We start from the raw sequence: 25,890 nt of genomic DNA on the forward strand, positions 1-25,890 counted from the left end.
AACCATGGGTATCTACGACTACAAGAACCTCGGCACTACCGAGTCCAAGGCACTGGTCAGCGACGCAATGGCGATCATGCTGTATTCCTACCACAACCTCGACAACGGCTTTGCCGCCGGTTACCAGCACAACGGCTTCGGTGCCGGCCTGCCGGCGACCCTGGTGACTGCGCTGCTGGGCGGCACCGATTCCCAAGGGGTGATTCCCGGCGTGCCGTGGAATCCCGACTCGGAAAAACTGGCCCTGGAGGCGGTACAGAAGGCCGGCTGGACGCCCATCAGCGCCGATCAACTGGGTTACGCCGGCAAGGTGGATGGCCGCGGGACGTTTTTTGGTGAAAAGGCCGGCTACACCACCGCGCAGGTAGAGATCCTCGGCAAGTACGACGCCGAGGGTCACTTGCAGGAAATCGGCGTGTCGTTTCGCGGCACCAGTGGCCCTAGGGAAAACCTGATTGGCGATTCCATCGGCGACGTGATCAACGACCTGATGGCCGCGCTGGGGCCCAAGGACTATGCGAAAAACTACGTCGGCGAAGCCTTTGGCAACCTGCTGGGGGACGTCGCGAAGTTTGCCCAGGCCCATGGCCTGACGGGCAACGACGTGCTGGTCAGCGGCCACAGCCTGGGTGGGCTGGCGGTCAACAGCCTGGCGGACTTGAGCGCGAGCAAATGGTCAGGGTTCTACTCCAGTGCCAACTACATCGCCTACGCCTCGCCAACTCAGAGCAGTACCGACAAGGTCTTGAACATCGGCTACGAGAACGATCCGGTGTTCCGCGCCCTGGACGGCTCGACGTTCAACCTCGCGTCGGTGGGTGTGCACGATGGGCAACAGGAATCGGCCACCAACAACATCGTCAGCTTCAACGACCACTACGCTTCGACTGCATGGAACGTGTTGCCGTTTTCCATTCTCAACATCCCCACCTGGATTTCCCACCTGCCTACCGGCTATGGCGATGGCATGGGCCGGATCATGGGCTCGGTGTTCTACGACCTCACCGAAAAAGACTCCACCATCATCGTCGCCAACCTGTCGGACCCTGCGCGCGCCAATACCTGGGTGCAAGACCTCAACCGCAATGCTGAAACCCACACCGGCAGCACGTTCATCATCGGCAGCGACAGCAATGACCTGATCCAGGGCGGCCAGGGCAACGACTACCTGGAAGGCCGCGCCGGCAACGACACCTTTCGCGATGGCGGTGGCTACAACGTGATCCTGGGCGGGCAGGGGAGCAACAGCCTGCAACTGCAGCAGTCGGTGAAGGATTTCAGTTTCGCCCACGACGGGGCCGGGACGCTGTATATGCGCGACGCCCATGGCGCGATCAGCATCACCCGCGACATCGGCACGTTGGTCAGTAAGGAGTCCGGGTTGTTCTGGGGGCTGCTCAAGGATGAAGTGAGCCACAGTGTCACCGCCAATGGCCTGGTGGCCGGTGCCAACCTGACGGCGTATGCCTCTTCGATCAAGGGCAGCGCGGCCAACGACACCTTGGTGGCGGGAGCGAAGGGTGACTGGCTGTTCGGCCAGGACGGCAACGATGTGCTGGTGGGCGGCGCGGGTAACGACACCTTCGTCGGTGGTGCAGGCAATGACCAGATGCAAGCGGGAGGCGGCAGTGACACTTTCCTCTTCAACGGCGCCTTCGGCCACGACCGGATCAGCGGCTACGACGCGGGGGACAAGCTGGTGTTCCTCGGCGTACCAGGTGCCGGGGCAGGTCATGACTACAGCCAGTACCTGTCACAAGTGGGCAATGACACGCTGCTCAAGGTGGGCGACAGTTCCGTGACCCTGGTGGGCGTAGGTCTCGGTCAGGTGGGGGGCGAAGGGATCGTGTTCGCCTGATATAGCCATCGCGAGCAGGCTCGCTCCCACAGTGGGTCACAGGTGTGTACTGGATTTGTGTTCACCACCGAGCCTTTGTGGGAGCGAGCCTGCTCGCGATGGCGATGCAGCAGGCCAGTCACGGGTTAATCAGTCTTCCTTGCGAATGGTTGCCACATCATCGGCGCGGACCCGGACTTTCCTGCCGGAAATATCCTCGAACTCGTAGAAACCGTCAGCGGTGCGGGTATTGGGGGTGTCCTTGGTCAAATACTGGGTACCGTTCTGCAAGGTCACCACGGTTGGCGACGCGCAGCCAGCCAGAGCCAGAAATGCCACGGCGACCATGGGCAGGCCCAGAAACCTGATGTTCATAACCATAACCTCTCAATCAAAAGGACACGGCGCAACTGATTCGACCGCGCCATCATGTTAGTCAACCGCCATTGGTCTCGCTTGCTGTAGGAAAGTTCATCGCTAGCTGAAGGATTTCATCTTAAATATAGGAGACCGTTCATCTTTTGCTGTTGCCTGGCTGGTTTACAGCTGTTATCTGTATGCATAACCAGTATCCGATATCCTTGGTGTTCTTTCCGTGGCAGTCCGTTCCCTCGACGATCCGTTTTACTACCTGAACAACTTCCAGCAGGTGCTCGCTTGGTTGACGCAGCGTTATGCCGATGTGCTCAGCACTGACGAGCAGCGTTTCATCGAGCACTTCGCCGCGCTGCCGCGTGGTGCCCAGGGCTTGCTGGTGCGGATGGTGATGCGCAAGGGGCTTCGGTTTCGCCATAGCAAGCTGCACTACCCGGAAATTGGCGACATCGGCGCCGCGGTCGCGCCACTGCTGGCGCTGGGTTGGGTCGAGAAAGAGGCCCCCATCGGGCTCGCCGAACTGTTCGAGGTGCTGCTCAAGCCGGAAATCCTCCTGTGCCTGGGTCACCTGATCGAACAGCCCAAGGCGAAAAAGACCGAATGGCTCCAGGCCTTGGACGAGCGCCTCAACCAGTCCCAGCCGTTCCGTGCCTGGTGCCCGCAGCTGGACGACAGGCTGTACAGCCTGACGATCATGAATCTGTGTGACCGGCTGCGGTTGATGTTTTTCGGCAACCTTTACCAGGATTGGTCGGAATTCGTCCTGTCGGACCTGGGCATCTTCACCTACGAAACCGTCGAGTTCAGTGCCGAGTCACGGGGGTTGCGCAGCCGCGAGGACGTCGATGCCTGCCTGTTCCTGCACGACTGCCAGCAGCGCTTCGAAGCTGGCGAGTCCCTGGAAGAGATCGTCGCCCAGGTCAACGAGCTGTCCCTGGACAATCCGTGGCTGGAGCGGCGCCGGGGCAAGTTGTTGTTCCAGATTGGCCAGCACGGCGAACGCATCGGTGACTTCGCCTTGGCCTTGGGCATCTATCGCGATTGCGCTTACCCGGGGGCGCGGTTGCGGATGGTCCGGGTGCTGGAACGCATCGGCGAATACGCCCTGGCCCTTGAACTGGGCGAGGCGGCGATGCAGGCACCGCAAAGTGCCGCCGAAACCCAGGCCTTGCTGCGGATTGTGCCCCGTCTTCGGCGCAAGTTGGGCGGTCCGCCGGTGCCACGGGGCCTGGCTCGGGAAATGGAGCGCCTGGAACTGCAACTGCCGCGCGTCGATCCGACCTTGTCGGTGGAGTACCACGTCCAGGCCCACCTGCACGACGAAACCGCGCCAGTGCATTACGTCGAGAACAGCCTGATCAATTCGCTGTTTGGCCTGCTGTGCTGGCCGGCGATCTTCGCGCCATTGCCTGGCGCGTTTTTCCACCCGTTCCAACGCGGGCCGGTGGACCTGCTCAACGAAGATTTCCATGCCCGTCGCGCCGAGCTGTTCGCAGCTTGCCTGGCAGAGTTGGACGATGGCCGCTATCGGCAGACCATCGGCCGTCGCTATGCCGAAAAGTGGGGCGTGCAGTCGCCTTTCGTATTCTGGGGCGCGCTGTCCGAGCCCTTGCTGGAGCAAGCCCTCGATTGCCTGCCGGCCGCGCATCTCAAGCACTGGTTTGACCGTCTGCTGCTGGACATCAAGGCCAATCGCGCCGGCATGCCGGACCTGATCCAGTTCTGGCCGCAGCACAAGACCTACCGCATGATCGAAGTCAAAGGCCCTGGCGATCGGCTGCAAGACAACCAGCTACGCTGGCTGGAGTTCTGCCATGAACACCAGATGCCCGTTGCCGTTTGTTATGTGCAATGGGCAGAGTCAGCCATCGCGAGCGAGCTCGCTCCCACATGGGATGAGTCACCACAGATCACCTGTGGGAGCGAGCTTGCTCGCGATGGGGCCGCATGAACCCGGCACCCAGCTACAGCATCGCCGTGCGGGCATTGTGTGAGTTCACCGCCAAGGTGGGTGACCTTGACCTGCGCTTCACTCCTTCGCCCACGGCCCTGGAAGGCATCGCCGGCCATCGCACCGTGGCCTCGCGGCGCAGCGAGGGTTATCAGGCTGAAGTGGCCCTCGAAGGTCATTACCAGACACTGACAGTCAAAGGCCGGGCCGATGGCTACGACCCCGTTCGCCAATGCCTTGAAGAAGTGAAGACCTACCGGGGTGAGCTGGCCAAGCAGCCAGCCAATCATCGCCAGCTGCATTGGGCCCAGGCGAAAATCTATGGCGGGTTGATGTGCCAGAAACTGCAATTGCCGCACATCGACGTGGCTCTGGTGTACTTCGACATCGTCAGCGAAAAGGAAACCTGCATCACCCAACGTTTCGAGGCGACACAGCTGCAAGCCTTCTTCGAAGCGCAATGCGCGTTGTTCCTGGCCTGGGCCGAACAGGAAATGGCCCATCGACAGGCGCGCAACCTCGGCGCGCAATCGCTGGTATTTCCCCATGCGGGTTTCAGGTCGGGGCAACGGCACCTGGCCGAATCGGTGTTCAAGGCCGTCAGCACCGGCCGCTGCCTGATGGCCCAGGCGCCAACGGGCATCGGCAAGACCGTCGGTACCTTGTTCCCAATGCTCAAGGCTTTGGCGCCGCAGCAACTGGACAAAGTGTACTTCCTCACAGCGAAAACCCCAGGGCGCAAGCTGGCCCTGGATGCGGCGCGGGTGATCACCCACGGCGCGTCGTCAATGCCATTGCGGGTGCTGGAAATGATCGCCCGGGACAAGGCTTGCGAACACCCGGACAAGGCATGCCATGGCGAATCCTGCCCACTGGCCCGCGGTTTCTACGACCGCTTGCCGGGCGCCCGGGCAGCAGCGAGCCAGGTCACGTTGCTCGACCAGGCGGCGTTGCGCGAGATCGCGCTGGCCCATGAGGTCTGCCCGTATTACCTCAGCCAGGAAATGGCCCGCTGGGCCGACGTGGTGGTGGCCGACTACAACTATTACTTCGACTTCAGCGCGTTGCTCTTCGGCCTGGCCCAGGCCAACGGCTGGACTGTCGCGACCTTGGTGGATGAAGCCCATAACCTGGTGGAGCGCGGGCGGCAGATGTACAGCGCGACCCTCGACCAGGCCACGCTGACCAGCGTGCGCAAAACCGCCCCCGAACCGCTGAAGAAATCCCTCGATAGGGTCAATCGCCAGTGGAACGCCTTGCATGCGCCCCAGGTGGCGGCCTATCAGGCTTATGAAAAACTGCCGGAAAAACTGCTCCAGGCCCTGGCCAACTGCACGACGGCTATCGGCGATTACCTCAACGATCATCCCCAGGGCCTGGACAGCGGATTGCAGGCGTTTTACTTCGACGCGTTGCAGTTTGGCCGGGTGGCGGAAACCTTCGACGAGCACTTTCTGTTCGACATCCACAAGCGCGAACTTGGCCGCCAGCGCAGCCTGTCTACGCTGTGCCTGCGCAACGTGGTGCCGGCCGCATTCCTGCGGCCCAGGCTGACGGCGGCCCGCAGCACGGTGCTGTTTTCCGCGACCTTGAGCCCCCGGCACTACTACGCAGATTTGTTGGGGACGCCGGGCGACACGGTATGGATCGACGTGGAATCGCCGTTCAAGGCCGAACAACTGGACGTGCAGGTTGTCAGCCGCATTTCCACCCGTTTTGCCCACCGCCAGGCGTCCCTGGAACCCATTGCCGCGTTGATGGCCCGCCAGTTCAGCGAGCGCCCAGGCAACTACCTGGCTTTTTTCAGCAGCTTCGATTACTTGCAGCAAGTGGCGGGGTTGTTTGCCGAGCGGTACCCGCAAATTGCGCTTTGGACGCAATCGCGCGGCATGGGCGAAGCCCCCGGCAGGCGTTTATCGAGCGGTTCATGGAGCACAGCCAAGGCATTGGCTTTGCGGTGCTGGGCGGTGCGTTCGGCGAGGGCATCGATTTGCCGGGTTCACGCCTGATCGGCGCGTTCATCGCCACCTTGGGGCTGGCGCAGTTCAACCCGGTCAATGAGCAGATGAAACAACGCATGGCGGCGATCTTTGGCGATGGTTACGACTACACCTACTTGTATCCCGGCCTGCAAAAAGTCGTGCAGGCGGCCGGCCGCGTAATCCGCACCCAGCAGGATCGCGGGGTGGTATTGCTGATCGATGACCGGTTTGGCGAGGCCAGGGTGCAGCACTTATTGCCGCGTTGGTGGTCTGTCACTCAGGAAACACACCCCGCCACCTGTAGGAGCGAGCTTGCTCGCGATGGCGGTCTGTCAGTGACATGAAGGCTGGCTGAAACACCGCCATCGCGAGCAAGCTCGCTCCCACAGGGGAATCCATCAGGGCTTGGGTTTGTGAATAGCCTGGGAGACCTGAGTATTGCGCTCCCAAAGCTCAATAATTTTTCCTGGCGCCAGACTTGTTCCATACTCCGCAAAAGTCCACACGGATGCCCCGGCCAGATGCTTGAGAACGCCCCCAAGACCCCACTCATGAACGAGGAACAGCGTTTTCGCCTGCTCATCGACGCTGTGGTCGACTACGCCATCTACATGACCGACCCATCGGGCATCATCACCAGCTGGAACTCTGGCGCCAGGCGTTTCAAGGGCTACGCGGAGTCCGAGATCCTGGGCCAGCATTTCTCCCGTTTCTATACCGATCAGGACCGCGCCGCCGGCCTGCCGCAACGGGCGCTGGACACGGCTGTGCAGGAGGGGCGCTTTGAAGGTGAGGGTTGGCGGGTGCGCAAGGACGGTACGCTGTTCTGGTCCCATGTGGTGATCGATCCGATCATCGACAGCCAGAGCGGCACCTTGCTTGGTTTCGCCAAGATCACCCGCGACCTGACCGATCGCAAGATGGCCGAGGAAACCCTCAAGCAAAGCGAGCAGCAGTTCCGCCTGCTGGTGCAAAGCGTCACCGATTACGCCATCTACATGCTCGACCCGCAAGGCCAGGTCACCAACTGGAACCTGGGGGCGCAGCGGATCAAGGGTTACCTACCGGCCGAAGCCATCGGCCAGCATTTCTCGATGTTCTACACCCCCGAAGATCGCGATACCGGCGAACCGCAGCGCGCGTTGAGCATCGCCGCCAGCGAAGGGCGTTTCGAGAAGAAGGGCTGGCGCATGCGCAAGGATGGCACGCGCTTCATGGCCCACGTCGTCATCGATGCGATTCGCAGCGACACCGGCATGCTGTTGGGCTTTGCCAAGATCACCCGCGACATTACCGATGCCACCCAGGCCCAGCAGGCCCTCGAACAGGCCCGCGAGGCGCTGTTCCAATCCCAGAAACTGCAAGCCATCGGCCAGCTCACCGGCGGCATCGCCCATGATTTCAACAACCTGTTGACGGTCATCCTTGGCAACCTGGAGATCGTGCGCAAGCGCATGCCCAACGAGCCGAAACTCACTCAATTGCTGGACAACGCGACCCAGGGCGCGCTGCGCGGGGTTTCGCTGACCCAGCGCATGCTGGCGTTTGCCCGCCGGCAAAAACTGACCTACGAATCGGTCGAGCTGTCGGCCCTGGTGCAGGGTATCAGCGGCCTGCTGCAAAGCTCCCTGGGCCCGTCGATACACATCCAGACCCGTTTCGCCGAGGCGCTGTCGCCGGTGCTGGCCGATGTCAACCAACTGGAACTGGCGATTCTCAACCTGGCGACCAACGCCCGGGACGCCATGCCCCATGGCGGCCAGCTCATGATTACTGCCGATGAGCGGCAAGGGTGTGATGCGGCCCCGGACAAGCCGATGGCTCCCGGGCGCTACATTTGCCTGGCGATTACCGATGAAGGCGAGGGCATGGATGAAGCCACGCTGGCCTCGGCCGTGGACCCGTTTTTCACCACCAAGGGCGTTGGCAAGGGCACGGGCCTGGGGTTGTCCATGGTGCATGGCCTGGCGGAGCAGTTGGGGGGACGTCTGACGCTCAGGAGCCAGAAAGGTGTCGGTACCACCGCGCAGTTGTGGCTACCGGTGGCGAACAACCCGGCACCGGGTAAAGCGTCGATCCAGGAAGCAACACAGCCGGTCGACGAGTTGAAAGTGCTGGTGGTCGATGATGACAGCCTGGTGCTGACCAGCACGCGCCTGCTGATCGAAGACCTCGGGCACCGGGTCCTTTGCGCAGCCTCGGGCGCCCAGGCGCTGGAGTTGCATGAGCGCAACCCGGACATCGACCTGGTGATCACCGACATGGCCATGCCGCAGATGGACGGTGCGCAGCTGGCGAAACTGTTGCGCGACCGCCAACCGACCTTGCCCATCATCCTGGCCACCGGTTATGCCGAACGCCTGGAAGGTTTCGCCACGCAATTGCCTCGGTTGATCAAGCCGTTCAAGCAGATTGACCTGGTGCAGATCATTGGGCAGACGATGAAATAGCCAGGAGCGCAACGTCCGCCTCCTTTGGTGAGGGAGCAGCCGCCTATTCGGTATTCTTCTTGAACCCACGCAAATTCATCGCACACAGGCAAAACTGCAACACGATCAATGCATACGCGTGGGTATGAAGCCCCCAGATCACCCACAGAATATTGCTGGCAATAAAACAACTGAATCCCGCCACCCGGCGTCGCGGTTGACGTGAGCCGATCAACCAGGCGGCCAGCACCGTGACGAGCATCGCTGGCCATTGCACCCATCCAAGATAATCCACACAAGCGTCCTCTTGCCCATATGAACTAGAGACCTTGGCGGTCAGGGAGTGTTTCCTCGGGCGCTTGATGCCCCTGCGGTCCATTGGCTTGAACTTGCCGTGTGCCGGGTTCTTCTAATGAGTCCGAATCATCATCGAGGCTCAGCCTGCGCAATGCCCAGAATACTCACCGGGCCAACCCCGGAAGAAGAACTGACGGAACACAACGCCAAACTGTTCGGCTCGCCCAAGGAACGACTGGATTTCTATCGCCGGGAGATCCAGTACGAGACCAGCATTCTGGCCAACCGAACCGATGCTTACCTCGCCGCGCAATCTTTCCTGGTGATCGCCTTTGCCTCATGCATGGCCAACTTGAACCCGGAATGGGGCAAGTTGTTCACGCTGATCGTGCCGCCATTCCTGGCCTTGCTGGGCTTCTTGAGCTCACTCAATGCCTGGCCGGGCATCAAGGCGGCCTACGAGATCATCGATCATTGGCATTTCAAACAGAGCGAGTTATTGCGCGCCGAACCCTTGATGGGCCTGGCCTACGACGAGTCGCCGCTGTTCAGCGAGCGGGAATCGACGCACAAAGGCTACCGCAAGTCGCTGCTGTTCTCGGTGCGTACGCCATGGATCTTCGCCACCTTCTGGGTGTTGCTGGGGGTGTATTCGGTCTATATCCAGATGGGCGATCCTGGCGGTTGAGACGCGCTCGTCTCAGCCTGAATGCTTGCGGCGCTCATACCATGCCAGGGTCGGTTGGGTCGTGACACCATGGACCAGAATGCTCAACGCCACCACCGACAGGGTGAGGTTGATGCACAGTTGCGCCACCTCCGGCTGCAGGTCATGGTTCAAGGCAAAAAACAGATAAAACAGGCTGCCAATCCCGCGGATACCAAACCAGCCGATCAGCAGCCGCTGCGGTCCGTCGAGCAATCGCCCCCAGGGCATCGCCAGGACGCTTAGCGGGCGGATGACGGCAAACAGCAGGGCACCGATCGCCAAGGCCCGCCAGTCCCAATGGTTGGCCAGCACGACGCCGAGCAGGGTGACCAGGAACACTTCCATCGATCGCTCCACCAGGCTGCCGAATGCGAGCATGTCGCTCATCATGACCCCAGCGGCCAATTGACCATCGTCCAGCGACTCGGTATCGCCCAGGACAGCCTGCTGGGGATCGACGGTTTCATGGCCCACCACCGGTTGCACCAAGTGCTCTGCCGGCGGCGCCGCTTCATCGGTGGACTTGACCTCGGCCTGGCGCAGCCCCAGGCCGGCGGCGAACACTGAGAGAAAGCCGTAGCCCTGGATCCATTCGGCCACGACGTAGGCCAAGGCAATCAGCGCCAGGGCCAGGTAGTCATTGGGCGACAGCGTGCTGTCGGCATTCTTGATGCGCATCGACAAGGTCAGCTTGCCAATCCCGCGGCCCATCCAGTAGCCGACCAGCAAACCGGCCGGCACCGCCCACAGGACGTTACGCAGCAGCCACTCACCGAGAAAACCGCTGCCGTCGTCGCGCAGCATCAACAGGCCGAAGATCACAAAGGGAAACGCCGTCCCGTCGTTCAGTCCCGCTTCGCCCGACAGGCCGAAACGCACCCGGTCGTCATCCCGCGCGTCGTTGACCTGCACCAGCGCCGCCAGCACCGGATCGGTAGGTGCCAGCATCGCGCCGATCAGCATCGACACGCCCCAACTGAGCCCGAACAGATAATGCAATGCCAGGCACAGGCCGGCGATGCACAGGATCATCACCGGCCCGGCCAGCCCAAAGGCCACGCGCCAGGCACGGTTGTTGAGGGGCAAACGCAACTTGAGGCCGCTGACGAACAACGAAAACACCACCGCGACTTCCGTGAGGTGCTCCATCCAGACCGAGGAGTCGCTGATGTCCAGCTTCAGCACGTCCAATCCCATCGGCCCGATGGCGACGCCCAGCACCAGGCACATCGCCGAGGTGGTGACCGGCATCCAGCGCAGATAGGAGGAGGTCAGGGCCAGGGTCAGCAACACCGCACCGAGCACCGCTACCCATACCGTGAAAGTCATCGTTGCTCCTTGGATAGCAAGGGAGTCAGTCGCAACACCCTGTACGACCGCCAAGCACAATACTGTGGCGAGGGGATTTAGCGAAACGTCGCACCGCCCCGCTGTGGGAGCAAAGCTTGCTCGCGATGCAGGCGCCTCGGTTCCAGAGAGACCGCGTTGTTTTTATCGCGGGCAAGCCTTGCTCCCACAGATAAATCCCCTCGCCACAAGGGTGTTCACTTGCTGGTATTGGCGCACTTGTCCTCATTCGAGGGGTGGAGCGAAACGAGGGTTCCCCTCGTGAACGGACAACCCGTTTATCCGCCGGCCTTTCAACCCAACGGAATTTTTCGTCGTTGCCGGCGCTCTGCAACAGAAGAGACGTGTTGATTCAGCGTCCGCCGAGAACCCAAGAGGCCCTTATGACTGCGCTGACACCCCTTCAATCCCGGCCGGCTACCGTGCACCCCGTTACGCCTGACGGGCACGTGCGCCAATGTTATGAACAACTGTTCCAGGGCCCCGACGACGCTGACAAGCAAGCCGTCGCCCAAGCGTTCCTCCAGGAATGCATCGCAAAGGCTGCGGCGCTTCCCCAGGATATGCCCGATGACCCCTCGGCGCTGCAGGCCTGGGTCGAGCAGCACAGTGCCGGCGTGGCCCGGCAATACGCTGACTACCTGGAGCGGCGCAAAAATGGCGGCGCGCGCGAGTTCTTCAGCGGCAAGGCCCACGCCCTGTACTTCCTGCAGGCGGTGGCACCGACCAAACGGGTGGACGGTGCCTGGCTGTATGGCGTGGTCAAGCACTGGCACGACCACCGTTTCGAAGGGTTGCTGTGCACCTACCTGGAAGAACTGGGGGACGGTCATCCCGCGCAGAACCATGTGGTGCTCTATCGCAAGTTGCTCGCCGAACACGACCTGTCGGATGCCCCGGACATCGATGACGACCTTTATCTGCAAGGCGCCGTGCAGCTCGCCTTGGGTTACGCCAGCGACGAATACCTGCCAGAGGTCATCGGCTACAACCTGGGCTATGAGCAATTGCCCCTGCATCTGCTGATCAGCGCCTATGAGCTGAGCGAACTGGACATCGATCCGTACTATTTCACCCTTCATGTCACCATCGACAACGCCAGCACCGGCCACGCCCATAAGGCCGTGCAAGCGCTGCTGCAGCTGATGCCGATGGAAGCCGACCGTGACGCTTTCTGGCACCGGGTCACGTTGGGCTATCGCCTCAATGACCTGGGGCAGGGCAGCCGGGACATCATCGGCTCGTTCGACCTGGATCGCGAAGTGCTGGACATGCTTGAACGCAAACGCCCGTTCGGCCAGCACATGCATTCCGATTACTGCAAGTTCGAAGGCAAGACCGTCAACCAGTGGCTCTCGGCGCCAGGCCAGTTGGAAGGGTTCTTGGCGGCAATGCAGAACAAAGGCTGGATCAAACGCCATGAAGACCCGCAGAACAGCCGCTTCTGGAAGCTGATCAACGGGGCTGGCGCAGCCATGTTCGGGGTGTTCAGCCCTTACGAAAAACAGCTGCTGCACGATTGGATAGCCGGTGACTGGCTGGACGAGGGCACAAGGTCCGGCGTCCGGCGCGGTCCGGTTGCGGCTTGCGAGCCAACGACACCGATGGATGATCCCGATGTACAAAGCTTGCAACAGGCACTGCAAGGCCGGGCGCCCAACGAGCAGATGCAGGTCCTGATGCCCTGGCTCTGTGCTCGGCGTCATAGCCATCCGGCGGGGCTGTTGGCGACTCGCCGCTTCATCGAACTCAAATCCGCACTTCGCTAGGGAGCCCTGCATGAATGAGGAAGAACGCCTGTCCGAGACGGACCTTGCGCTGCTGCAACTGGGCCGGCGCCTGCAAGCCGACGGCTACCGTTTCATTACCCCGACGCCGTTGACCCACGAGCGGGTCAACCAGCGTCCCGGCAATGAGCGCGCCAAGACCATGCGGGACGTGTTCGGCTGGTCACGGCCGTTTGCGCCGGGGCTGATCAGCACCGATGAACAGCGGCAACTGCAAGACGCCCAGGTGCTGGAAGCACACGACGGCCTGTTGCGTAGCCGGGTGCGCTGGTCGAGCCTGGATGGCTTGCTGTTCGCTCATTCGCAGTTCCCCACCCAGGCCACCGATGCGGTGTTTTTCGGCCCTGACAGCTACCGCTTTGCCCAACTGATCCATACTCATCTGCAACAGAACTTCACGGCGGTGCATCGCGCCGTGGACATCGGTTGTGGTGCGGGCGTCGGTGCGATCGTGATTGCCCGCGCCCGGCGTGAAGCACAAGTACTGGCGGTGGACATCAACCCGCAAGCCTTGCGCCTGAGCGCTGTGAACGCCGCGCTGGCCGAGGTGGGCAATGTCGAGGTCGCTCGCAGCGACGTGCTGCAGGACGTGCCAGGCAACTTCGACCTGATCGTCGCCAACCCGCCGTACATGGCTGATCCATCCGAGCGCGCCTATCGCCATGGCGGCGGCGCACTAGGCGCCGGGTTGTCGTTGCGTATCGTCGAACAGGCCTTGCCCCGGCTGGCCCCGGGCGGCTCGTTGGTGCTTTACACCGGCGTGGCGATGGTGGATGGGCGCGACCCGTTCCTGGAAGCGCTGGGTCAATGGCGTGACTCGACGGATTTCGGCTGGACCTACAAGGAATTGGACCCCGACGTGTTTGGTGAGGAATTGCTGACGCCGGGTTATCAGGACGTGGAAAGGATCGCCGTGGTGGCGTTGGTTGTAACCCGCATTGGCGCAGGTATTGGCGGGGTTATCGGAGGGATTATCGATGAACAGGCGCATGAAATTCGGCATTGAAGAGGAGTACTTCATCACCGATCTGCAAACCCGTCACATGCCCGGCGAGCCACCCGCGGAGGCTGTCGCCGCGTGCCAGGCCGAGCTGGGCAAGCATTTCGCCCATGAAATGTTCTTGTGCCAGGTCGAGATGGCATCGCCCATCTTTCGCAGCCTGTCAGAGGCTGCCGACTACCTGAGCCAGGTGCGTACGGGCTTGAACCAGCGGTTGGCGCCGTATGGCCTGGGCCTGCTCAGCGCCGGTTCACACCCGATGGCCACCCCAGTGCTGCAACCGACCGACGAGCTGCATTTCCAGCAACTGTTCGATGATTACCAGCGGGTGGCGCGGCGCAGCGTGCTGTCGGGCCTGCATGTCCATGTGGAAGTCCCGGCCACCCAGGATCGGGTGCGAGTCATGAATGAGATCCTGCCCTGGCTGCCGATGTTCCTGGCCCTGAGCGCGTCATCGCCGTTCTGGAACGGTGCCTACAGCGGCTTCAGCAGCTACCGGCAAGTGGCCTGCGATGAATGGCCACGCATGGGCGTGCCGGAGTATTTCGAAGACGAGTCGACGTTCGCCAGCTACGTCGACATGCTCATGCGTACCGGGTCCATTCGCCAACCCAGCGATTGCTGGTGGGTGATACGGCCTTCCTCACGTTATCCCACGCTGGAACTGCGCATTTGTGATGCCTGTCCTCGGGTCGACGACGTCCTCTGTCTGGTCTCGCTGTTTCGCCTGATGGTGGCCCATGCCGTGGCGCAGCGCCGGCCTGGCGCCAACTACAGCCAGATGTCCCAGTGGGTCCTCAAGGAGAATCGCTGGCGGGCCAAGCGTCACGGGATTCTCGCGGAGTTTATCGTCGAGGGGCAGGAGCAGCCGATGTTGATCGGTGAATGGCTGACCCTGGCCGAGCAAACCTTCGGTGAGACCGCAGCAGAGTTGGGTGTCCAGGACGTATTCAAGCAGGTGCGCCGCATGGTGCAGGAAGGCACCAGCGCCGACCGGCAAATCGTCCTCTTCGAACAGGGGCTGCTGCTGGGCGATTCCGTCGAACAGGCCTTGAGCCGCGTGGTCGATCAATTGCTCGCGGAAACCGCCGGGCTGCCGGTCGCCGATCCGGCGTTGCAACAGGTGGCAGGTGGGCCATGAGCAGCAAGACCCTGGATGACTACAACCGCATGCGCAACTTTGCCGCCACCCCGGAGCCGGCGGCGAAGCGCTCGCGCAAATCGGCGAAGACTGCCCATGCCTTGCAGTTCTGTATTCAAAAACACGACGCCTCGCGGCTGCATTACGATTTTCGGCTGGAGCTGGACGGTGCGCTCAAGAGCTGGGCGGTGCCCAAAGGCCCCTCCCTGGACCCGAAAGCCAAGCGCCTGGCGGTGCATGTCGAAGACCATCCGCTGGATTACGCCACGTTCGAAGGCAACATCCCCGAGGGCCATTACGGCGCCGGTGACGTTATCGTCTGGGACCGGGGTGTCTGGATTCCCCAGGATGATCCCCATGAGGCCTATGAAAAGGGCCGGCTCAAGTTCGAACTGCAAGGCGAAAAGCTCAGCGGCCTGTGGAACCTGGTGCGCACCCACATGCCTGGCAAGCAGGAGCAGTGGTTCCTGATCAAGCATCAGGACCAGGCCGCCCGCCCCGAGAGTGAATACGACGTGGTCCAGGCCGAACCGAACAGCGTGCTCAGCGATCGCACCCTGGTGCCCAAGCGCCGCGGCAAGGCCGCTGCAGCCAAAGCGGTGAAACAACCGGAAAAGGCCGTGCAGGCGAAATCGCCAAGAGGCGCCGCGAAAACCACCCTCAGCGGCGCGGTCGCCGGACCGTTGCCGGACACCCTCAAGCCGGAACTGGCAACACTGGTGGAAAGCGCGCCCGACGGCGAGTGGCTCTATGAAATCAAGTTCGACGGTTACCGGGTCATGGCGCGCATCGAACACGGCGACGTAAGGCTGCTGACCCGCAACGGCCATGATTGGACCCACAAATTGCCAAGACAGGCCGAAGCCTTGGCTGAGCTGGGCTTGGAATCGGCCTGGCTCGACGGCGAGATGGTGGTTGCCAACGACCAGGGCGTGCCGGACTTCCAGGCCTTGCAGAATGCCTTCGAGGCCGGCAGCAGTGGCAAGATCGCCTATTACCTGTTCGACATGCCGTACCTCAATGGCATGGATTTGCGCAAAGTGCCAGTGCAAGAACGCCGGACGGCATTGGCCGCAGTGCTGGAGCCCAATGAAAGCCCCTTGCTGCGGTTTTCCGATGCTTTCCAAGAAACTCCCGAAGCGCTGCTCAACAGCGCCTGCCAGATGCAGATGGAAGGGTTGATCGGCAAGCGCATCGGCAGTGCCTATGTGTCCAGGCGCAGCAACGACTGGATCAAGCTCAAGTGCAAGAATCGCCAGGAGTTCGTGGTGGTGGGCTTCAGCGATCCCAAGGGCGCTCGCAGCGCCTTCGGTGCCTTGCTGCTGGGGCTGCATGACGCTGACAGCGGCCAGTTACGCTATGCCGGCAAGGTCGGCACCGGGTTCAACGAAACCACCCTTAAAAGCATCTACCAGCAACTGCTGCCCCTGGAGACGAAAAAGGCCGCCGTGGTCAACCCGCCCAGCGGTTACGAAGCCAAGGGCGTGCACTGGCTCGAACCGACGCTGTTGGCCGAAGTGGCCTTTGCCGAAATGACCAAGGACGGTTCGGTGCGCCATGCGGTCTTCCATGGCTTGCGCAACGACAAGCCGGCCAAGGACATTACCCAGGAGCTGGCCAAGCCCGTGAAAAAAACCGCTGCGGCAAAAAAAACCAAAGCCAAGCATGAGCCTGGCGCGACACCGGCCAAAACCAAGAGCAAGGCCAAGGCACCGGCCTTGGACGGCAAGGTCCGCATCACTCATCCGGAGCGGGTCATTGACGCCAGCAGCGGCACCACCAAGCTGCAACTGGCCGAGTACTACGCCAGCGTGGCCGAATTCATCCTGCCAGAACTGGCGGATCGCCCGGTGGCCTTGGTCAGGGCGCCGGATGGCATCGCCGGGGAACTGTTCTTCCAGAAGAACGCCGAGCGCCTGGCGATTCCCGGTATCACCAGTCTGGACAAGGCGCTGACCGGGCAGCCGGTGATGATCATCAACAACGCCGAAGCGCTGATCGGCGCGGTGCAGATGAGCACGGTGGAGCTGCACACCTGGAACGCCACATCGGTCGATCTGGACAAGCCTGACCGCTTCGTCCTCGACCTTGACCCGGACCCGGCGCTGCCCTGGAAAAGCATGGTCGAGGCGACGCAGCTCACGTTATCGGTGCTCGATGAGCTGGGGCTCAAGGCGTTCCTCAAGACCAGCGGAGGCAAGGGCATCCATGTGGTGGTGCCGCTGACGCGCAAGCTGGGTTGGGACGAGGTCAAGGGGTTCAGCCATGCGATTGTCAGTCACATGGCCAAGCTGCTGCCGGACCGTTTTTCGGCGGTGTCCGGGCCGAAGAATCGGGTAGGGCGGATTTTCATCGATTACCTGCGCAATGGGTTGGGCGCTACCACCATTTGCGCTTACGCCGCCCGGACCCGGGAAGGGTTGCCGGTTTCGGTGCCTGTTTTTCGCGAGGAGGTGGCCGAGCTCAAGGGGGCGAATTTGTGGAATGTGCATAACGTTCATGAGCGTCTGGCGGAAGTTGGGCATGAGCCTTGGGCGGGGATTAAGCGGACTCGGCAGAGCATTACGGCTGAGATGCGTAGGCGTATTGGTATGAGGGAGACGGATAAGTAGTGTGTTTTATAGGGGGTGTGGATCCATTGTTGCGGTAACGGCTACTTATGGTTCCGCTTAACGGGGTGCCGAGATCAACGTCCTCCACGAGGCGGCCTAACAGCCGACCCGATTCTTGGTGGAGACCGCGTCTTTCCTGTGGGAGCGAGCTTGCTCGCGATGGCGGAGTGTCAGTTTGCGGTGATGTTTGGATGTGCCGGCCTCATCGCGAGCAAGCTCGCTCCCACAGGTTTTTTGGTGTGTCCAGATACTGCGAATACCCGTAAACCCATGTGGGAGCGAGCTTACTCGCGATGAGCACTGCAACGCCGCCGTCATTGGCGGGTGCAGTATCACCTTCAGCCCACCGGCACTCGCAGATATTCCGGCTGCAGGTAGTTGAACCATAGCAGGATCATTTCCACCAGGATTGTCACCAGGACCAGCAAGCCGACGCCCCAGACACTCGTCGAGTAGAGCAGGCCCTGTTCTTTCCTGAGGCTCATGAACTTGGGCAATCCGACGAATAGCAGGAATGTCGAGTAGGCCGAGGCCAGCAACAAGACGGCCACCGCCAGCCAGCGATTCGGGTAGAGCCCGAAAATCCCGGCCAGGAAGTATGGCGTCGCGGTGTAGGCGGCGAAGCCGATGCATTGGTTGACCGTCGGACGGACGTCGAAGGAGCGGGACATCCAGCGAATGAACAGTCCCATCAGCGCGACGCCGACAACGATGGTCAGGTACAGCAGCACGCACAATTGAAATGCGCTGGCGCGGCTGAGCCGTACCGTCTCGTTTTCGGCCAGGCTCCAACCAGTCCAGGTGGTGCCGATGAACAGGCACACCGCCGGAATCAAGGCCAGCAATAGCAGATGAGCCAGGTAATGGCGCGGATGAGCCTGTTCCTGCTCGCGAATGTCTGTCCAGGCGAAATCAGGGTGCGTGAACAGTTTGACGAAAGGTGCAGACATGACGACCTCCTGATCGGGATGGCCTCTGCATGAGGCCCTTATAGGTTTGAGGTACAGCAAAAGACCGGGGTTTCATTTATTAGCTGGCGCAGGACGACGAGGCGATAAAGGGAATGAATTACATCGGCAAGAGTCAACCCATCAGCATCCCTGAAGGACCCTTTGCCATGACTGCAGCCCAAATCCTGGTTGATTATCTACGTGAGCATGACCTGCGCCTGACCACGGCCGAGTCCTGTACCGCCGGGCAGATCGTTACGTTGTTGGCCGAGGTGCCGGGCAGTGGTTCACTGATCGAAAGCGGTTATGTGGTGTATTCCCCTGAAGCCAAGCAGCGTCTGCTCGGTGTCAGTCCACGCACCATCGATACCTTCAATCTGACCAGTCGTGAAGTGGCCGAGGAGATGGCCCTTGGCGCCTTGCGCGACGCCAATGCCAATGTCGCAGTGGCGACCACCGGGCTGCTCGGACCAGATGACAAGGACGGCATACCTGCCGGCACCGTGTGTTTTGCCTGGGCGTTCGATCTGAACGGCCAGCGAGCGCTGTTCAGCCGCTGCGAACGGTTCTTTGGCAGTCGCGGCCAGGTGCAACTGTGGGCAGCGCAATACGCGTTGCAGCAATTGCCGGTCTTTCACCAGCGGGCTGTGGCCGGTGAGCAGCGGTAGGGCTAGATCATGACCGATCAATACGAGCAGGACGACCACCGCAGCCGACAGTTCCCGGTGCGTGAAGACATGGCCTTCCAGCACAAGGTCTGGCGTTTCGAGCGAGTGGGCTGGTATGTGTTGGTGCTGCTGGTGATCCTGACCTTGCTGGGGCTGTTTTCCCGTGGGCCATTGAGCAGCCGGGAGCTGCAAAGCCGCGACGGTAGCCTCGGCGTCGAATACGAGGCCTTCCACCGCAACGGCTCGACCAACGCCATGGTCATTCGTCTCAAGGGTCAACCCAACGCCGTGCTGGAAGTCGAGTTGGGCGGCGATTGGCTGGAAGGTTTCGAGGTGCAAGCGTTGCAACCGGCGCCAATACACTCGGCGGGCGCGGGGCAGGGCATGACACTCCGGGTCCAGGCCGATGAACGGGGGCAGGCCAGCCTGCATCTGTCATTGCTCGGCGAAGGGCTCGGCACTTATCACAGCCGCATCGCCACCTCCGGCGGTGCCACGCTCAGTTTCAATCAGTTCATTTTTCCTTAGGTGACCTATGGATTCGGTGCTGCGGGCAACTGCGATTTACCTGGCATTGCTGGTGTTGTTCAAGATCGCCGGACGCCGGTCGCTGGCGGAACTCACCACTTTCGACTTCGTGTTGTTGATGATCATCGGCGAGGCGACGCAGCAGGCGTTGCTGGGGGATGATTTTTCGCTCACCAACGCGTTGATGGTGATCGTGACGCTGATTGCCATCGATGTGGGATTGTCGCTGCTCAAGCAACGTTCCCAATGGGTGTCACAACTGATCGACGGTGGCCCGACCGTCATCGTCGAGGACGGACGAATCCTCCAGGGCCGGATGCGCCATGCCCGGTTGGTGGAGGCAGACATCATGGAGGCGGCGCGCTCGAGCCAGGGTATCGAGACCCTGGAGCAGATCAAGTTCGCGATCATCGAGCGCAATGGGAAGATTTCGGTGATTGCCAAGGAGCAGACCTGAGTACTGTCGTCGTTCCAACACCGATTGTGCTGATCGTTCCCCCGCTCCGCGTGGGAATGCATCCCGTGACGCTCTGCGTCACACTTCAGAAACGGAACGCGGAGCGTCCCTGGCGGCATTCCCACGCAGGAACGTGGGAACGATCGAAAAAATGTTGCGCCTGGCTCAAAGTATCGGCTTACCCCCGGTAATCCCATAGCGCTCCCCGGAGATGTAGCTGGCTTCGTCCGAGGCGAGCAGCACATAGATCGGCGCCACTTCAACCGGTTGGCCGGGGCGGCCGAGCGGGGTTTGGGAGCCGAAATTCTGTACCTCTTTCTCGGGCATGGTCGCTACGATCAGCGGCGTCCAGATCGGTCCTGGTGCCACGCTGTTCACACGGATGCCCTTGGGACCGAGCATTTGTGCCAGGCCGCCGGTGAAGTTGGCGATGGCGCCCTTGGTGGTGGCATACGCCAGCAGCGTCGGCTTGGGCATGTCGGAGTTGACCGAACTGGTGTTGATGATCGAGCCACCCGCCTTCATGTGCGGCACGGCGGCCTGGCAGATCCTGAACATCGCGGTGATGTTGATATCGAACGTACGCACCCATTCTTCGTCGGATATTTCCTCAAGACTTTCATGGGTCATCTGGAACGCGGCATTGTTGACCAGAACGTCGATATGCCCGAAGCGGGCGACGGTTTCATCGACGATTTTGCGGCACTGGTCTTTGTTCGCCAGGTCCCCGGGCAGCAACAGGCATTGGCGCCCGGCCTGCTCGACCCAGCGCGCGGTTTCCTTGGCGTCTTCATGCTCGTCCAGATAGGCAATCGCCACGTCCGCGCCCTCACGGGCAAAGGCAATGGCGACGGCGCGACCGATGCCGCTGTCGGCGCCGGTGATCAGGGCGATTTTGTTCGCCAGTCGTCCGGAGCCGGTGTAGCTCTGTTCGCCGCAGTCCGGGTAGGGATCCATTTTCCGTTGGCTGCCAGGCACCGGCTGGCTTTGTTTCGGGAAAGGTGGGAAAGGGTATTCGACCATTGTCGTTCTCCAGGCTTGGTTGCGATGGAGGGTGGACTGCGGGGTTTCGGGCAGAGTTCGGTCGGATTTTATTGCCAGTCGATGAGCGTGATACCGGGCGTTTCGTCGGTGAATCGAGCGCTGTGACGAGCGTCGGATGAAGCTGTATTCTGCAATGGAAGGACTGGTTTCGATAAGGAGCAGGACAATGTTCAGCCACATACAGATCGGTGCGCGCGACCTGCCGAAAATGGTCGCTTTCTATGATGCCGTCCTCGGCTGCCTGGGGCTGGAGCGTATCGAAGGTGAACACGACTCGGGCCCGCCGGGGGAGGGGTGGCAGCGCCCCGGCAAGCATTGGCCACAGGTTTTCGTCCAGTTGCCTTTCAACGGCCTGCCCGCCACCTGGGGCAATGGCATGCAAGTGAGCTTCGCCGCTGACTCCCCGCAAACCGTGCGTGCTGCCTGGGAGCAGGCGATTGCCATGGGCGGCTCCGACGAAGGCCCACCCGGCCCGAGGCCGCAGTATTGCGAAGGTTATTTCGGGGCCTATTGCCGCGATCCGGAAGGGAACAAGCTGTGCTTTGTCCATGCGCCGGATATGCATGAGTAACGGTTGTGACGAAGGGATAAATCCCCTCGCCACAATGGATTGTTGTCGCCTGTTGGATCAGCCCCTGGCTTTCAGGCTACGCTCCATCCGCGCAATCCCTTCCTCCAGCAGCGTCCGCGGGCAGCCGAAGTTCAAACGCACGAACTGACCGGCATCGTCACCAAAATCCAGGCCGGCACTCAGCCCCACCTTGGCTTCTTTCAGGAAGAAGCCCTGCGGGTCATCCAGTCCCAACCCGGAACAATCCAGCCAAGCCAGGTAAGTGCCCTGGGGCACGGTCATGGTGATGCCCGGCAGGCGAGAGTTCACCGCTTCGACCAGGTAATCGCGGTTGGCTTGCAGATACACCTTCAAGGCCTCTAGCCACGGGCCGGCCTCGCTATAGGCCGCACGGGTCGCTTCAAGGCCGAGGGCATTGACGCTGTCGACCATGCCAGCCCGGGCGCTGTTGACCCGTTCGCGCAGCTTGGCGTTCTGGATAATGGCGAACGAGGTTTTCAACCCGGCTATATTGAAGGCCTTGCTGGCGGACATCAGGGTGATGGTGCGCTCGGCAATTTCCGGGCTGAGGGACGCGGTTGGAATGTGCACACGGCCGTCGAAGCACAGTTCGGCATGGATTTCGTCGGAGATGATCCAGGCGTCCTGCTCCAGGCAAATGTCTGCCACGGCCTTGAGTTCCTGGCGGTCAAACACCTTGCCCAGCGGGTTATGGGGATTGCTCAGCAACAGCGCGCCGCCGCCCTGCAATGCGTCGCGCAATGCCGCCAATGGCGTGTGGAATTCACCGTTGACCGGGTTGAATGGCAATTCCACTTTGTTCAACTGCCAGTTACCCGCTGCGTTGCGCAGCGGCGGGTAGTTGGGCACCTGCACCACGACATTCTGCTGGGGTTCTACCAAGGCATGCAGCGCCATGTTGAAGCCCGGTTCGACACCCGGCAGGAACACAATCTGCTGGGGCTCGACGCGCCAGGCGTACTTGCTCCACAGGTCGGCCACGATGGCGGCACGCAGATCGTCCTGGGCCACGCTGTAGCCCAGCATCGGATGTTCCAGGCGCTTGTGCAGCGCGTCGATGATCACGGACGGGGCGGAGAAGTCCATATCAGCGACCCACATCGGCAACACATCGGCCGGGTAGCGGCTCCATTTGGTACTGCCGGTGCCGTGGCGCTCCAATACCGTGTCGAAATCGAAAGTCATGGGGGTTCCATCAGTCAGCGAGTTGAGATGGCGAACATCATAAAGCAAAGGACGGGGGATAAAAGGTAGGTGGCGCAGAGCGACTCACTGATGATGATCAGGTCCAGGCATGGAAAACATAGCCGGTCACGTCGACCAGCCCCTGCAGCGCACCGGACGGATCAACGTGCAGGTCAAGTCAGTCCGGGGCGCAGCTCCGTTGACCAAACCCGTGAGGAAATCGTCGAGCTGGCTCGGCGTATCAACTTATCGGAGGTGAAAAGCTGTTTTTTTGACATATAAGAAGATGAGATAAAGTCCAGGTCGTGCGCAAGTGTTGATATTGCTTGGGAATCCCTCTTAGATTGCCTGTTTTTTTAGTTTTGATCGGCTAGTAAATTGACTGCGCAATGGCGAGTTAAATGCTGAGTCTTTAAATGGCGCCACTTAACTCACCTGCACGAAAGAGTGATAGTTGTCAGGTTGAAAATATTAATCCGCTCATTGCTTCTGTGCCGACCCGGCCAATAGCGTGCCCTGCGACGTTACGCCCTAAATCCTAATGGGTACAGGTATTTAATTTAATTTAATTGATATTGGGCTGCAGCTGCCACGCAAGCATAAAGTTTTGAACGCGCGGTACACGGAATACGTTTGCTATGCCCGTGTTTAAGGAGCACTGTTTGGAGCATATATCCAATAAGTAGGCGCTCGAGCATAAATCGTTCCTCACTGTTCATTCAGTCGAGGTCGAAAGCTCCATCAATCGATGATAATTTTTAGATCCATAACGCCCAGTAAACGGTGCCCCTTTAAATATGGGCTGCTGCTTATGCTGGCGATGGTGTTCTGTGGCGGCAGTGAGGTACATGCGAAGGAATATGGCGGGCTTGAGCAGCAGCGCATAGAAACCATTTTTCCTGACAGCGATAACCTTTCCGAGTCTACCGGTGAGTTCAAGGTTCGCACCATCAGTCACGGAAAAAACCTGCTCGGTTATGTGTTCCAGAGTCAGGATGTGGTGGATATCCCGGCGTACTCGGGCAAACCGATCAACATGCAGGTCATCCTCGACAACCACGGTGTCATCCAGGATGCCTACGTGCTGGAACACCATGAGCCGATTTTGCTGGTTGGCATTCCCGTGGAAAAGCTTCATGCCTTCGATGCCAGATACAAGGGCGTCAAGGCCGACCGCAGGGTGGTCGTGGGTCACTCCAGTGATCCTGAGGCGGTGACGGTCGATGGGATTGCCGGGGCGACAGTCACCGTCATGGTGGTCAACGAGATCATCATGCGTGCCGCACACAAAGTGGCCGTATCTCTCAAGTTGATCGAGGATAACAGTGGTGTTACGCAGAAGCCTGCCACTGTGCGCGAAGACTTTTTCGAGCCCGCCACCTGGGCGCAAATGACCGGCAACGGTGCCATTCGCCGTCTCAACCTGACCCGTGGCCAAGTCGACGCGGCCTTCAAGGGAAGCGAGGCTGAGGGGTTTGACAATGCCACTGCCGAGCAGGTTGATGAGACCTTTATCGAACTGTATACGGCCGATTTGAATCCGCCGGCCATTGGTCGCAACCTGCTGGGCGACAATCAATATCGTTTCCTGATGCAAGACCTCAAGCCAGGTGAGCAAGCCATCGCGGTATTAGGTCGCGGCCTGTATTCCTACAAAGGCTCAGGCTATGTGCGCGGGGGGATTTTCGATCGGGTGCAATTGCGTCAGTTTGGCAACGTCATCAGCTTTCGCGATATGGACCACCAGCGTCTTTCCGATGTATTTGCCAAGGGCATGCCTGAGTTCAATGAAATGTCTATTTTCATTGTGCGCGAACCCGCTCGGTTCGATCCGGGAGCGCCTTGGTCCCTGGAATTGTTGGTACGACGCCAGACCGGTGCGGTCAGCGGCACGTTCAGCAGTTTCGATTTGTCTTACCAACTGCCTGAGCAGTACCTCTTGCGCCCGCCGCCCACCGCTCAAGAGTTGGCTGCCATCAAGGTTGCCAACAGGCCGACGTGGGTCAATATCTGGTACCAGAAAGCTTTTCAGATCGGCATTCTGTGTACAGCCCTGACTGTGCTGATGGTGATTCTGTTCCTGCAGGACACCTTCACTCGATACCCACGCTTTCTACACTGGCTGCGTCGGGTTTACCTGGTGTTCACCGTCGTGTTCATCGGCTGGTATGCCCTCGGGCAGATTTCGGTGGTCAATGTCCTGACCTTTGCCCATGCCTTGTTCGAGAACTTCCGTTGGGAACTGTTTCTCACTGACCCGATCGTTTTCATTCTCTGGACCTTTACTGCCGCCAGCATTCTGCTGTGGGGGCGAGGAGTCTTCTGCGGTTGGTTGTGCCCCTTCGGCGCGTTGCAGGAGTTGATCAACGAAGCCTCGCGCAAACTCAAGATCCCGCAATATGAGCTGCCTTTTGCGCTGCATGAGCGCTTGTGGGCGGTGAAGTACATCATTCTGCTGGTGCTGTTCGGCATCTCTCTTGAGTCGATGACCACCGCCGAGCAATTTGCCGAAGTGGAACCCTTCAAGACCGCGATCACCCTGAAATTCGACCGCCAATGGTGGTTTGTGGCCTACGCCGTGGCACTGCTGGTCATCAACATTTTCACCCGCAAGGTCTATTGCCGCTATGTCTGTCCATTGGGCGCTGCGCTGGCCATTCCCAGCAAGCTGCGCCTGTTCGATTGGCTCAAGCGGCGCAAGGAATGTGGCGCGCCCTGTCAGCTGTGCGCCAAAGAATGCGAAATCCAGGCGATCCACCCGGATGGCCATATCAACGGCAACGAGTGCCACTACTGCCTCGATTGCCAGATGACTTACCACAACGAAAACAAATGCCCGCCGTTGGTGCTCAAGAAAAAGCGCAAGACGCGGGACAAACCGACGCCAGTGCCAGAACACGCCGAGTTGATTCCGGTGGTGCAAGTGTTCAAGCCCTGACCCGTCCTTGCCCAGCAAGGGCACAAGAACCTATTGCCTGACCTTATTGATATCTGCCTCC

General features: G+C 60.5%; 19 protein-coding genes and 1 pseudogene. 14 read left to right on the top strand and 6 right to left on the bottom strand.

The genetic code is table 11. From position 1 onward, the window contains the following. Window positions 1-4 precede the first annotated feature (4 nt). Window positions 5-1,858, top strand: coding sequence for a triacylglycerol lipase (locus KI235_RS15270; RefSeq protein ID WP_013693342.1), 1,854 nt, complete (start codon window positions 5-7; stop codon window positions 1,856-1,858). A gap of 129 nt (window positions 1,859-1,987) precedes the next feature. Here KI235_RS15270 and KI235_RS15275 read toward each other — a convergent pair whose 3' ends face one another. Beyond that, window positions 1,988-2,212 carry a YgdI/YgdR family lipoprotein gene (locus KI235_RS15275; protein ID WP_003201785.1) on the bottom strand — a complete coding sequence of 75 codons (225 nt, stop codon included), beginning with the start codon at window positions 2,210-2,212 and terminating at the stop codon, window positions 1,988-1,990. A 220-nt stretch (window positions 2,213-2,432) separates the two neighbouring features. On the opposite strand from KI235_RS15275, the gene KI235_RS15280 reads away from it, so the two are divergent. The 3 genes and pseudogenes from KI235_RS15280 to KI235_RS15290 all read left to right on the top strand — a co-directional run bounded on the left by KI235_RS15280 (window position 2,433) and on the right by KI235_RS15290 (window position 8,595). After that, a complete protein-coding gene (locus KI235_RS15280) occupies window positions 2,433-4,163 on the top strand; it encodes a VRR-NUC domain-containing protein (protein ID WP_027913051.1) in 1,731 nt (576 codons plus the stop codon). Then, window positions 4,160-6,489, top strand: a pseudogene (locus tag KI235_RS15285) (ATP-dependent DNA helicase). Before KI235_RS15280 ends, KI235_RS15285 begins: the two are co-directional and overlap by 4 nt. A gap of 177 nt (window positions 6,490-6,666) precedes the next feature. After that, window positions 6,667-8,595, top strand: coding sequence for a PAS domain-containing sensor histidine kinase (locus KI235_RS15290; RefSeq protein WP_027913052.1), 1,929 nt, complete (start codon window positions 6,667-6,669; stop codon window positions 8,593-8,595). 43 nt (window positions 8,596-8,638) lie between these two features. Here KI235_RS15290 and KI235_RS15295 read toward each other — a convergent pair whose 3' ends face one another. Further along, on the bottom strand, window positions 8,639-8,869 hold the full coding sequence (locus KI235_RS15295) for a hypothetical protein (protein WP_003201793.1): 231 nt from the start codon (window positions 8,867-8,869) through the stop codon (window positions 8,639-8,641). Between the two features lie 153 nt (window positions 8,870-9,022). Here KI235_RS15295 and KI235_RS15300 point away from each other — a divergent pair, with 153 nt between their 5' ends. Then, a complete protein-coding gene (locus tag KI235_RS15300) occupies window positions 9,023-9,559 on the top strand; it encodes a hypothetical protein (protein WP_003201795.1) in 537 nt (178 codons plus the stop codon). 12 nt (window positions 9,560-9,571) lie between these two features. Here the strand turns inward: KI235_RS15300 and KI235_RS15305 are convergent, their stop codons facing one another. Further along, window positions 9,572-10,909 carry a cation:proton antiporter gene (locus KI235_RS15305; protein WP_003201797.1) on the bottom strand — a complete coding sequence of 446 codons (1,338 nt, stop codon included), beginning with the start codon at window positions 10,907-10,909 and terminating at the stop codon, window positions 9,572-9,574. A gap of 401 nt (window positions 10,910-11,310) precedes the next feature. Here KI235_RS15305 and KI235_RS15310 point away from each other — a divergent pair, with 401 nt between their 5' ends. From KI235_RS15310 to ligD, 4 genes are read left to right on the top strand one after another with little or no spacing between them, the layout of a single operon-like run. Further along, entirely contained in the window at window positions 11,311-12,696 is a 1,386-nt protein-coding gene (locus tag KI235_RS15310; RefSeq protein ID WP_212795122.1) for an iron-containing redox enzyme family protein, read from the top strand. A gap of 10 nt (window positions 12,697-12,706) precedes the next feature. Then, window positions 12,707-13,720 carry a class I SAM-dependent methyltransferase gene (locus tag KI235_RS15315; RefSeq protein ID WP_003201800.1) on the top strand — a complete coding sequence of 338 codons (1,014 nt, stop codon included), beginning with the start codon at window positions 12,707-12,709 and terminating at the stop codon, window positions 13,718-13,720. After that, entirely contained in the window at window positions 13,692-14,855 is a 1,164-nt protein-coding gene (locus KI235_RS15320; protein ID WP_013693345.1) for a carboxylate-amine ligase, read from the top strand. The genes KI235_RS15315 and KI235_RS15320 overlap by 29 nt, the downstream gene beginning before the upstream one ends. Beyond that, on the top strand, window positions 14,852-17,467 hold the full coding sequence (gene ligD / locus KI235_RS15325; RefSeq protein ID WP_212795123.1) for a DNA ligase D: 2,616 nt from the start codon (window positions 14,852-14,854) through the stop codon (window positions 17,465-17,467). The genes KI235_RS15320 and ligD overlap by 4 nt, the downstream gene beginning before the upstream one ends. A 338-nt stretch (window positions 17,468-17,805) precedes the next feature. Here ligD and KI235_RS15330 read toward each other — a convergent pair whose 3' ends face one another. After that, the gene (locus KI235_RS15330) at window positions 17,806-18,417 is read right to left on the bottom strand and encodes a Yip1 family protein (RefSeq protein ID WP_013693348.1); all 612 of its coding nucleotides are present in this window, start codon (window positions 18,415-18,417) and stop codon (window positions 17,806-17,808) included. 167 nt (window positions 18,418-18,584) lie between these two features. Here KI235_RS15330 and KI235_RS15335 point away from each other — a divergent pair, with 167 nt between their 5' ends. The 3 genes from KI235_RS15335 to KI235_RS15345 are packed head-to-tail and all read left to right on the top strand — an operon-like array spanning window position 18,585 to window position 20,070. After that, window positions 18,585-19,085, top strand: a complete 501-nt coding sequence (locus KI235_RS15335) for a CinA family protein (RefSeq protein WP_039012826.1) — start codon at window positions 18,585-18,587, stop codon at window positions 19,083-19,085. A gap of 9 nt (window positions 19,086-19,094) precedes the next feature. Further along, entirely contained in the window at window positions 19,095-19,613 is a 519-nt protein-coding gene (locus KI235_RS15340) for a hypothetical protein (protein WP_212795124.1), read from the top strand. A 7-nt stretch (window positions 19,614-19,620) separates the two neighbouring features. After that, on the top strand, window positions 19,621-20,070 hold the full coding sequence (locus KI235_RS15345) for a YetF domain-containing protein (protein WP_212795125.1): 450 nt from the start codon (window positions 19,621-19,623) through the stop codon (window positions 20,068-20,070). A gap of 165 nt (window positions 20,071-20,235) precedes the next feature. Here the strand turns inward: KI235_RS15345 and KI235_RS15350 are convergent, their stop codons facing one another. Further along, window positions 20,236-21,093, bottom strand: a complete 858-nt coding sequence (locus KI235_RS15350; RefSeq protein WP_212795126.1) for an SDR family oxidoreductase — start codon at window positions 21,091-21,093, stop codon at window positions 20,236-20,238. A 187-nt stretch (window positions 21,094-21,280) separates the two neighbouring features. Here KI235_RS15350 and KI235_RS15355 point away from each other — a divergent pair, with 187 nt between their 5' ends. After that, complete coding sequence (locus KI235_RS15355; RefSeq protein WP_003201811.1) at window positions 21,281-21,685, top strand: VOC family protein; 405 nt, start codon at window positions 21,281-21,283, stop codon at window positions 21,683-21,685. A 57-nt stretch (window positions 21,686-21,742) separates the two neighbouring features. Here KI235_RS15355 and KI235_RS15360 read toward each other — a convergent pair whose 3' ends face one another. Next, complete coding sequence (locus KI235_RS15360; protein ID WP_003201813.1) at window positions 21,743-22,891, bottom strand: PatB family C-S lyase; 1,149 nt, start codon at window positions 22,889-22,891, stop codon at window positions 21,743-21,745. Window positions 22,892-23,702: 811 nt separating this feature from the next. Between KI235_RS15360 and KI235_RS15365 the strand changes: the two genes are divergently transcribed. After that, the gene (locus KI235_RS15365; protein ID WP_244864250.1) at window positions 23,703-25,829 is read left to right on the top strand and encodes a NosR/NirI family protein; all 2,127 of its coding nucleotides are present in this window, start codon (window positions 23,703-23,705) and stop codon (window positions 25,827-25,829) included. The last annotated feature ends 61 nt before the right edge of the window (window positions 25,830-25,890 follow it).

The organism is Pseudomonas sp. St386, from assembly GCF_018325865.1.
GTDB lineage: Bacteria > Pseudomonadota > Gammaproteobacteria > Pseudomonadales > Pseudomonadaceae > Aquipseudomonas > Aquipseudomonas brassicacearum.

Bases quoted from the DNA above. Each gene is read 5' to 3' on its own strand.
- KI235_RS15270 (WP_013693342.1), top strand. From the start codon at position 5: ATGGGTATCTACGACTACAAGAACCTCGGCACTACCGAGTCCAAGGCA.
- KI235_RS15275 (WP_003201785.1), bottom strand. From the start codon at position 2,212: ATGAACATCAGGTTTCTGGGCCTGCCCATGGTCGCCGTGGCATTTCTG.
- KI235_RS15290 (WP_027913052.1), top strand. From the start codon at position 6,667: ATGCTTGAGAACGCCCCCAAGACCCCACTCATGAACGAGGAACAGCGT.
- KI235_RS15300 (WP_003201795.1), top strand. From the start codon at position 9,023: ATGCCCAGAATACTCACCGGGCCAACCCCGGAAGAAGAACTGACGGAA.
- KI235_RS15305 (WP_003201797.1), bottom strand. From the start codon at position 10,909: ATGACTTTCACGGTATGGGTAGCGGTGCTCGGTGCGGTGTTGCTGACC.
- KI235_RS15310 (WP_212795122.1), top strand. From the start codon at position 11,311: ATGACTGCGCTGACACCCCTTCAATCCCGGCCGGCTACCGTGCACCCC.
- KI235_RS15315 (WP_003201800.1), top strand. From the start codon at position 12,707: ATGAATGAGGAAGAACGCCTGTCCGAGACGGACCTTGCGCTGCTGCAA.
- KI235_RS15320 (WP_013693345.1), top strand. From the start codon at position 13,692: ATGAACAGGCGCATGAAATTCGGCATTGAAGAGGAGTACTTCATCACC.
- ligD (WP_212795123.1), top strand. From the start codon at position 14,852: ATGAGCAGCAAGACCCTGGATGACTACAACCGCATGCGCAACTTTGCC.
- KI235_RS15330 (WP_013693348.1), bottom strand. From the start codon at position 18,417: ATGTCTGCACCTTTCGTCAAACTGTTCACGCACCCTGATTTCGCCTGG.
- KI235_RS15335 (WP_039012826.1), top strand. From the start codon at position 18,585: ATGACTGCAGCCCAAATCCTGGTTGATTATCTACGTGAGCATGACCTG.
- KI235_RS15340 (WP_212795124.1), top strand. From the start codon at position 19,095: ATGACCGATCAATACGAGCAGGACGACCACCGCAGCCGACAGTTCCCG.
- KI235_RS15345 (WP_212795125.1), top strand. From the start codon at position 19,621: ATGGATTCGGTGCTGCGGGCAACTGCGATTTACCTGGCATTGCTGGTG.
- KI235_RS15350 (WP_212795126.1), bottom strand. From the start codon at position 21,093: ATGGTCGAATACCCTTTCCCACCTTTCCCGAAACAAAGCCAGCCGGTG.
- KI235_RS15355 (WP_003201811.1), top strand. From the start codon at position 21,281: ATGTTCAGCCACATACAGATCGGTGCGCGCGACCTGCCGAAAATGGTC.
- KI235_RS15360 (WP_003201813.1), bottom strand. From the start codon at position 22,891: ATGACTTTCGATTTCGACACGGTATTGGAGCGCCACGGCACCGGCAGT.
- KI235_RS15365 (WP_244864250.1), top strand. From the start codon at position 23,703: ATGCTGGCGATGGTGTTCTGTGGCGGCAGTGAGGTACATGCGAAGGAA.